This window comes from Aliicoccus persicus, from assembly GCF_900110815.1.
Taxonomy (GTDB): domain Bacteria; phylum Bacillota; class Bacilli; order Staphylococcales; family Salinicoccaceae; genus Aliicoccus; species Aliicoccus persicus.
The window spans coordinates 24,194-31,158 of the sequence record NZ_FOIT01000006.1 but is presented as its reverse complement, the minus strand read 5'-3'; the positions used below and the strand labels follow the sequence as shown (position 1 = coordinate 31,158).

Annotated in this window: 9 protein-coding genes and 1 pseudogene; 2 read left to right on the top strand and 8 right to left on the bottom strand. The window is 39.4% G+C overall.

The features are described from left to right. Nucleotides 1-129 precede the first annotated feature (129 nt). The 3 genes and pseudogenes from BMW30_RS08825 to BMW30_RS08810 form a co-directional block, all read right to left on the bottom strand. The gene (locus tag BMW30_RS08825; RefSeq protein ID WP_091476051.1) at nt 130-492 is read right to left on the bottom strand and encodes a VOC family protein; all 363 of its coding nucleotides are present in this window, start codon (nt 490-492) and stop codon (nt 130-132) included. Nucleotides 493-566: 74 nt separating this feature from the next. After that, nucleotides 567-1,824, bottom strand: a pseudogene (locus BMW30_RS08820) (serine hydrolase domain-containing protein). 78 nt (nt 1,825-1,902) lie between these two features. After that, a complete protein-coding gene (locus BMW30_RS08810; protein WP_091476040.1) occupies nt 1,903-2,445 on the bottom strand; it encodes a TetR/AcrR family transcriptional regulator in 543 nt (180 codons plus the stop codon). Nucleotides 2,446-2,572: 127 nt separating this feature from the next. Between BMW30_RS08810 and BMW30_RS08805 the strand changes: the two genes are divergently transcribed. Together BMW30_RS08805 and BMW30_RS08800 are read left to right on the top strand one after the other, a co-directional pair. After that, entirely contained in the window at nt 2,573-3,307 is a 735-nt protein-coding gene (locus BMW30_RS08805; RefSeq protein WP_091476037.1) for a Type 1 glutamine amidotransferase-like domain-containing protein, read from the top strand. Between the two features lie 24 nt (nt 3,308-3,331). After that, nucleotides 3,332-4,399, top strand: coding sequence for an NAD(P)H-dependent flavin oxidoreductase (locus tag BMW30_RS08800; RefSeq protein WP_091476035.1), 1,068 nt, complete (start codon nt 3,332-3,334; stop codon nt 4,397-4,399). Here the strand turns inward: BMW30_RS08800 and BMW30_RS10860 are convergent. From BMW30_RS10860 to BMW30_RS08775, 5 genes are all read right to left on the bottom strand, one after another. Beyond that, nucleotides 4,383-4,592 (bottom strand): type II toxin-antitoxin system death-on-curing family toxin, encoded by a 210-nt coding sequence (locus tag BMW30_RS10860; RefSeq protein ID WP_091476032.1) that lies wholly within the window; start codon nt 4,590-4,592, stop codon nt 4,383-4,385. The genes BMW30_RS08800 and BMW30_RS10860 overlap by 17 nt on opposite strands. Beyond that, nucleotides 4,577-4,774 (bottom strand): hypothetical protein, encoded by a 198-nt coding sequence (locus BMW30_RS08790; RefSeq protein WP_091476029.1) that lies wholly within the window; start codon nt 4,772-4,774, stop codon nt 4,577-4,579. The genes BMW30_RS10860 and BMW30_RS08790 overlap by 16 nt, the downstream gene beginning before the upstream one ends. 243 nt (nt 4,775-5,017) lie before the next feature. After that, entirely contained in the window at nt 5,018-5,287 is a 270-nt protein-coding gene (locus BMW30_RS08785) for a Txe/YoeB family addiction module toxin (RefSeq protein WP_091476026.1), read from the bottom strand. Beyond that, a complete protein-coding gene (locus BMW30_RS08780) occupies nt 5,274-5,531 on the bottom strand; it encodes a type II toxin-antitoxin system Phd/YefM family antitoxin (RefSeq protein ID WP_091476022.1) in 258 nt (85 codons plus the stop codon). The genes BMW30_RS08785 and BMW30_RS08780 overlap by 14 nt, the downstream gene beginning before the upstream one ends. A gap of 48 nt (nt 5,532-5,579) precedes the next feature. After that, a complete protein-coding gene (locus BMW30_RS08775; RefSeq protein WP_091476021.1) occupies nt 5,580-6,857 on the bottom strand; it encodes a DUF2254 domain-containing protein in 1,278 nt (425 codons plus the stop codon). Nucleotides 6,858-6,965 lie beyond the last annotated feature (108 nt).

Sequence of the window (6,965 nt, the reverse complement as noted above, 5' to 3'; positions counted from 1 at the left end):
TCTGAAGTTCCGTGAGATTTGGGTTCGCGGAACTTCGCTACTTTTTTTCACTCTGAAGTTCCGTGAGATTTGGGTTCGCGGAACTCGCAAACAATTTTTCGCCCCGGCGTTCCGCGAGCGTCCGCTCACCTATAGCCATTCCAGAAATTCCAACCGATTCCCAAACGGATCAAAGACAAAAATACGATTCGCACCTTCCAAATCTCCATCGCTTACATAGTCGACCTCAAATTCATCCACCCGCTTCTTCAATTCATCCAATTCACGTACTTCAAACGCTGGGTGTGCTTTTTTGGCAGGCACAAAGCTTTCTTCGATTCCGATGTGCAGTTGCTGATTCCCAATTTGAAACCACACACCGCCGCGCTTCCTTAAAACTTCCGGCTTTTCAACCTCATCAAGTCCTAAGATTTCTCCAAAGAAACGACGTGCGGCTTCTTCACTATTCGGTGGTGCGGCTAACTGCACATGATCTAATCCAATGATATTCATAAAATCACTCCTCACCTCTATTATAGCGAGGATCATCATTAACTTAATATTTATTTCTGAACACATTATTATAACTAATTCTTATCAATTGAACGCTTATCAAATGTGACAACACCAAGCACAATTCCAAACAACACATAGAGTGCAACAAAAGAAATAATCAACCAAGCGATGTCTGGTGCAAAAAGCCATATAGTTTTCCAAGGTGTTGAGAAAGCCGCTGAAACCGCTGGAATCAATACCGCCCCAATAACTAAACACACCACTGATAAAAAGAATTGCCAGCGCTTAACAATCGCTGGTTTTTTTATCAGTCTAATAACATGAATTAACATTAAAACCGCAATGATAACGAATGCCACTAGCAGCCCCCATTGCATGTGGCTATTAGAACCTGGACTAAAGTCATATGGTTCTCCCTTTAATATCGAACCGATGCCATCCACGATCTCAGTGACTTGCCCATCTTCTGTAAAGTTATATTTGTTAGTGAGTAACACAAGTCCGAACCCATCATCTTCGTTGAACATCATTTGTGAGCGGTATTCGGGTGTTGCCCCACCATGATAATAGTCGCCTTCATCATTGTAGAACCAACCGTAGACGTAGTTGTCGCCACCCTCACCCTCAAAAATTTCATCTGACGAATCATCAAACAAAACTGTACTTAAAAATTTAGAAAGATCCTCGGTTGTGGATGCGATGTAGCCATACGGTGCTCCCGCGTGATCATAAAATGCGTCCGTACTCACAGGATTACCAAACCATGACACATGGGCCGTGACTAAATCATCTTCAATCCCTTCCCAATCGGCTGAGCTGTTTGTCATTTCAAGTGGCTCGAAAACTTCACTATCTAAATAATCCGAAAAAGACATGCTTGACATAGATTCAATAAGTCCACCGAGCAACAGATAGTTGACTGAGTTGTAAGCATAATTTTCTCCAGGCTCAGAGACCAAAGTCACTCCTCTCAATTCTTGAATCGCTTCAGCAATGGCGTTTTCTGGTTCACGCACAGTATCCGTCACACTAAAACTATCACTCGGACTGATCCCACTTAAATGATTCAACAAGTGATGAATGGTTATCGATGTTTATCTCTCCTTGATCGGCCAAATTCAGGATTGCAAAAGAAGTGACCGGCTTACTTAGTGAGCCAATTAAGTATGCTGCCGTCTCACTACTGCCTTCGCCCCAATTGTAAAAATTAATATCGTCCTTACCTAAAATAATTGCGAGAGACGCATTCGGTATGTTGTATTCGTCTAAGCGTTCCTCAACAAAATCCTCAATTTCAGATTCGTTTGGTACTTGCGCATGAACAGTCACATGCCCAACAATTAACACAATAAAAACATAAGCAGGATTATTCTTGTCGTCTTATTCATAGACATACTCCTTTAGCAACTAATCTCTATTATTTATATAATGCTCGCATAGTTTCTCAAGCAGTTTATAGCTGTCATTTAAATCTAAATCATCATCCATTAATTTTTGAAGTGCTAAGCCATCGAATGCTGCAAGCAACACCGATGCCAAGGCTCGATTGTCTTTATGATTGCCACCAATCGCTTCAATTGATTCTTCCAACGATTGTCTACCTCGCTCTAGGACATCAGACGCCTCTGATTGAATCGTTTCCGACTTTATGCCCAGTGAAAATATCTCGTAACGCCACCGGTACCAATCCGGATCGATATCGACGCGTTCTTTTATCTCCTGAAATGCGGATGACATCGATGGGCGGTCTCCTGAATATTTTGCATGATATGTGTCCTGCATATTGTTTTGAATATAAAACAATATCTCTTCTTTGTTCTTAAAATAATAGTGCGTCAGCCCAGGTGTGATGCCAGCTTCATTCGCAATATCCTTAATCGATGCCGCGTGGTAACCCTTTTGACTAAAGACTTTGTAAGCTGCTTCAAGCAGTGCCGTACGTTTACTCAATTTGAATGACCTCCCTTCATAATTTGGTCAAGTAACCAAATAATATTAGGATTTTTCTGATAACTCAAATAACTGTCGGTTATGTTTATAATGGAAGTAAGACAAATTGATTTTTGGAGATGATAAAATGACGCAAATATGCTTTTTCACGAGTAGCATGATGACGACTGAATTCAATGAGGATGGGTCGGAATATCCGGTGCTTATTAAAGATGACAATCAATTTTTAACGAACTTAAAGCAGCATTGGCCTCAAAATGCTAAAGTGCTGATAATCAGCTCGAGACCAGACACTTACGATACAAACGATTTGTACATGAACATGTACCGTGAATCGATGGAAATGAGTGAACTCTCAATAAGTGAAATGAACGTCTATGACCATCGTCATGATTATGACATACATGAGTTCGACGTCCTCATTTTATCTGGTGGTCATGTGCCGACACAAAACATTTTTTTCAAAGAAATCAATCTAAAAGATAAAATTCACGACTTCGATGGGTTAATTATCTCTCTAAGTGCGGGTTCGATGAATGCTGCGGACACGGTTTACTCATTGCCAGAAGAGCGTGGCGAGGCAGAGGACCCGAATTACGAAAGATATTTTGAAGGACTAGGATTGTACGATAAACGCATCTTCCCACATTTTCAGTATTTTAACGGAATGAAACTCGACGGACTCGACATGGTTCGTGATATTGCATTGAAAGATTCGCACAATGAAGATATCTATGCCATTGATGATGGTGTGTACTTTTTAAAGCAGGATGGGAAACTGTATTTGTACGGAAAAGCGATTCATATGAAGGGTGGAGAAATGACAGAAGTTGGTGCGGACAACGAAATCACAAAAATGTAATCTGATTAACAGGAGGCACTATTTATGTGGAATGAAAATCAACTGACTCAACAACTTAAAATAAAATACCCAATAATCCAAGCCGGGATGTCAGGCGCAACGACACCTGAGCTTGTGGCAGCTGTCTCTAATAGTGGCGCACTTGGTACATATGGTGCTGGATATTTATCGGCAGAAGAGACGCGGGAAGCGATTCAAAAAATTAAAACGTTAACCGATCAACCGTTTGCAGTGAACTTGTTTGTCCCTGAACACGTGGATGTAGATGAAGCGCAGATTAGCCGATCAATCGATGTGCTTCAGCCGATTTATGAAGAATTAAACATCAATCCAGCATCCAAAGTAAATCCAACTGAAATCAATAAATTCGAAGAACAAATCGAAGTCATCATAGAAGAAAATGTACCTATATGCAGTTTTACTTTTGGCATTCCGTCTCTGGATATCATCAAACGACTAAAAGACAACAATGTAAAATTAATTGGCACAGCAACTTCTGTTCGTGAAGCAGAGCTCAATGAAGAAGCTAGTATGGATGCGGTGGTTGCTCAAGGCAGTGAAGCTGGCGGTCATCGCGGTAGTTTTGAAACACCTTTTCATGATGCGATGATTGGCACGATGGCGCTCACGCCACAAGCGGCAGATACGGTTAACATCCCCGTCATAGCAGCGGGCGGCATCGCAGACGCTCGAGGAATATATGCGTCCCTAATTCTCGGTGCGGCTGGCGCACAGATTGGCACGCTATTTCTAACAACGCATGAAAGTGCTGCGAACAAGGCAATCAAATCCGCTGTGCTAAATAGCGTTGAAACGGATAAAGTCATCACGCCATCATTCAGTGGTAAGCCTGCCCGTGGGATACGCAATGACTTTATTGATAAAATGCTGGATTACCAAGATTCACTCGCATCCTACCCAATACAACACGCGCTAACATCTGTCATCAGAAAAGCGGCGGCACAACAAAACCGCCCAGAATATATGGCACTCTGGAGCGGTCAAAATACACGCTTTAATAAAGAACAGTCAACGCAAGAGTTGGTCGAAAATTTAATCAATGAGATTGAGAGTCTTAGGACTTCACTATAAATTTCTCAATCCAATTTGCAATGTCTGCCTCATCTAATTTTTCAGTTGCAATTCTCACAGTGAACTCGATACCTTCCACTGTGGGAATTTTTATCTTTACGCCATTTAAAAATAGGAAAATTTCCATGCAAGTAAATGCCGTTCGTTTATTGCTATTAAAGAAGACATGTTTAAGGACTAGATTTCGATAAATATTGCTGCCTTTAGTAACAAGCTCGGATACATCTCCTGATCAAATGCATGTTGTTTTAGAGATTCAACAATCATGTTGAGTGCAGAGTCCTCTTTTAGACCCATCTGCTCTTTTGGTGAAGTTTCCAAAATTAATTTATAGTTGATTGCAACGATCTGACCTTCTGTCAAATAAATTGTCATCTATCTTTCAAACCTTAAATGATATCACCATGAGGTGAGAATTTCTTTTGGCAGTGTTACGACAGTGCTGTTCCCTGACTTCCATAACTTCTGTTCTTTAACAATGCAGTGGTTTTCTTTTGGATTATATATTACACCACTCCTTAAAATGTATGTAAGTATGTACGTAATTACATTTTACGTCGTGTTAAACATATCTATAAACATTTTGATGTAAATTGAATTAGAAATATCAAAAGAAGATTACTCAAAATAAAAGCGACAAGCGACAATTTCTATAGCGTTCTCACGTACTCTATACACTAATCGATGTTCTATTGTAATACGTCTACTATAATATCCACTTAGGTCACCTTTTAATTTTTCTGGTTTTCCTACGCCTTCCATGACACCGTCTCTTGATATCGATTTTAGAAGGGTATTAATTTTGTTCAACGTATTCTTATCTGCTTTTTGCCAGTATAAATAGTCTTCAAAGGAATTTTTTGTGAAGGTATATTTAGTTATCTTCATCAAGTGTGACCTCTGTTGTATATCCATCTTCAAGTTGACTGATTGACTGACTTAAGTATTTTGCGTTTGCTGCCGTACTTGTTAAATACAACGTCTCAACGATTGCATTGTAATCTGCTTCAGAAATAAGAACAGCATTCTTCTCGTCTTTTGTAGTAATGATTACAGGATCTGAATCTTCATTGACTTTGTCTATGATCGCTCTAAAGTTTTTTCGAGCGTTTGAATAAGATATAACTGACATAATCACACCTCCAAATGATAATAAATATATTGTACAATTGCTCATCTACTAAGCCTCAAGCACCTCATTCAACTTCTCTCTCTCAACATTCACATACTCCAAATCGAGTGGCTCTAGAATTTCTTCATTAAACACACCATTCAAATGAATCACCAACTCTTTGATTTCATCTTTTATATAGTCTGGACTCGCATCACCAATCAAAGTGTAAACCTGTAGCAGTTTAATATAGACAGTTGTTTCTTCGCGAATATAATAATGGATTTGTCCAAACACATCATAGAGTTCCCTCTTCACTGGTGTGCGTTGTGCGATGACTCTGACAGCTTCATCTTTTAACACGATAAAATGACCAGTTTCTCTAAATCGCTCACGCATTGCAACGGCTAGATAGTCTAAACATTGGTTGACGGTAAACGGATCGTAAGTTGACGGCGACAATGCACGCATGGTAACATCAACCATTTTTTGAATTGCATAGTCTGGATTGTTTGCAATCGTTCGTTCTTTCCCTAAAATATATGTCGCATTTAGTTCATCAAATGCTGTAATTTCCGAATTTGAATGGACCTTATAAATAACTTCATCTTCAGTTAAAAATGAGCCCATCTTATGATTGATTTCTACAAATGCATCATTCGCGCTCGCCCATCTAAACACGCCGAGTAAGTTTAGATATTGTATATAACCGTTACGAGACACAGTCACATCGTACGTATTTAAGTACACGCGAATCATTGGCTCCTTATGTAATACTTGTACTTCCTCTCTTGCAAAAAGCTTTTCTTCTCGTTCTATTTCGTAAGAGATGTCTTTATCTAGTGCATTGATTAAATTGATAATTTGAATACTTGAAGCCACATGTTGAACGAAGTATACGAATACGAAGAGACAGGCAATTGAAATCATCACACCAACGATGGCAGAGATAACTTCTCCACCAAAGGTCGTTTCTTGTAAGAAAGCGAGCGACATAATTGCATACAAGAACCCCCCCATAAATATTCCTAATACATGCAACGTTTTAGGATCATTGACAAAGTCCTTTAAAACACGTGGTGAATATTGTGATGAGTATGTCGTCAACACGACCATAATCGTTGAAAACGTAATCGTCGTCATCGTTAACAATGCACTGGAAATAACCCAAAGAATCGTGCGTGCCAGATCCATGGATGTTTGTAAAAAGAATGGTATTTTAAATGGTAAATTTGGCAATATATAATAGTTGAAATAGACAATAACCAATGCAAGTAAAATCGATGCGACACTATGCATGACCGGAATTATCCAAATTGAATCTTTAAAGCGATTTAAAAATTTCATTGTGTTGTCCTCTTCATGACTTATTGTATGTCTTAAAGTCTAACGCTTTGGCCATTCTTTGACAATCACAACTAAAAAACACCACGCCACAGTCAATGGAATGGTGTA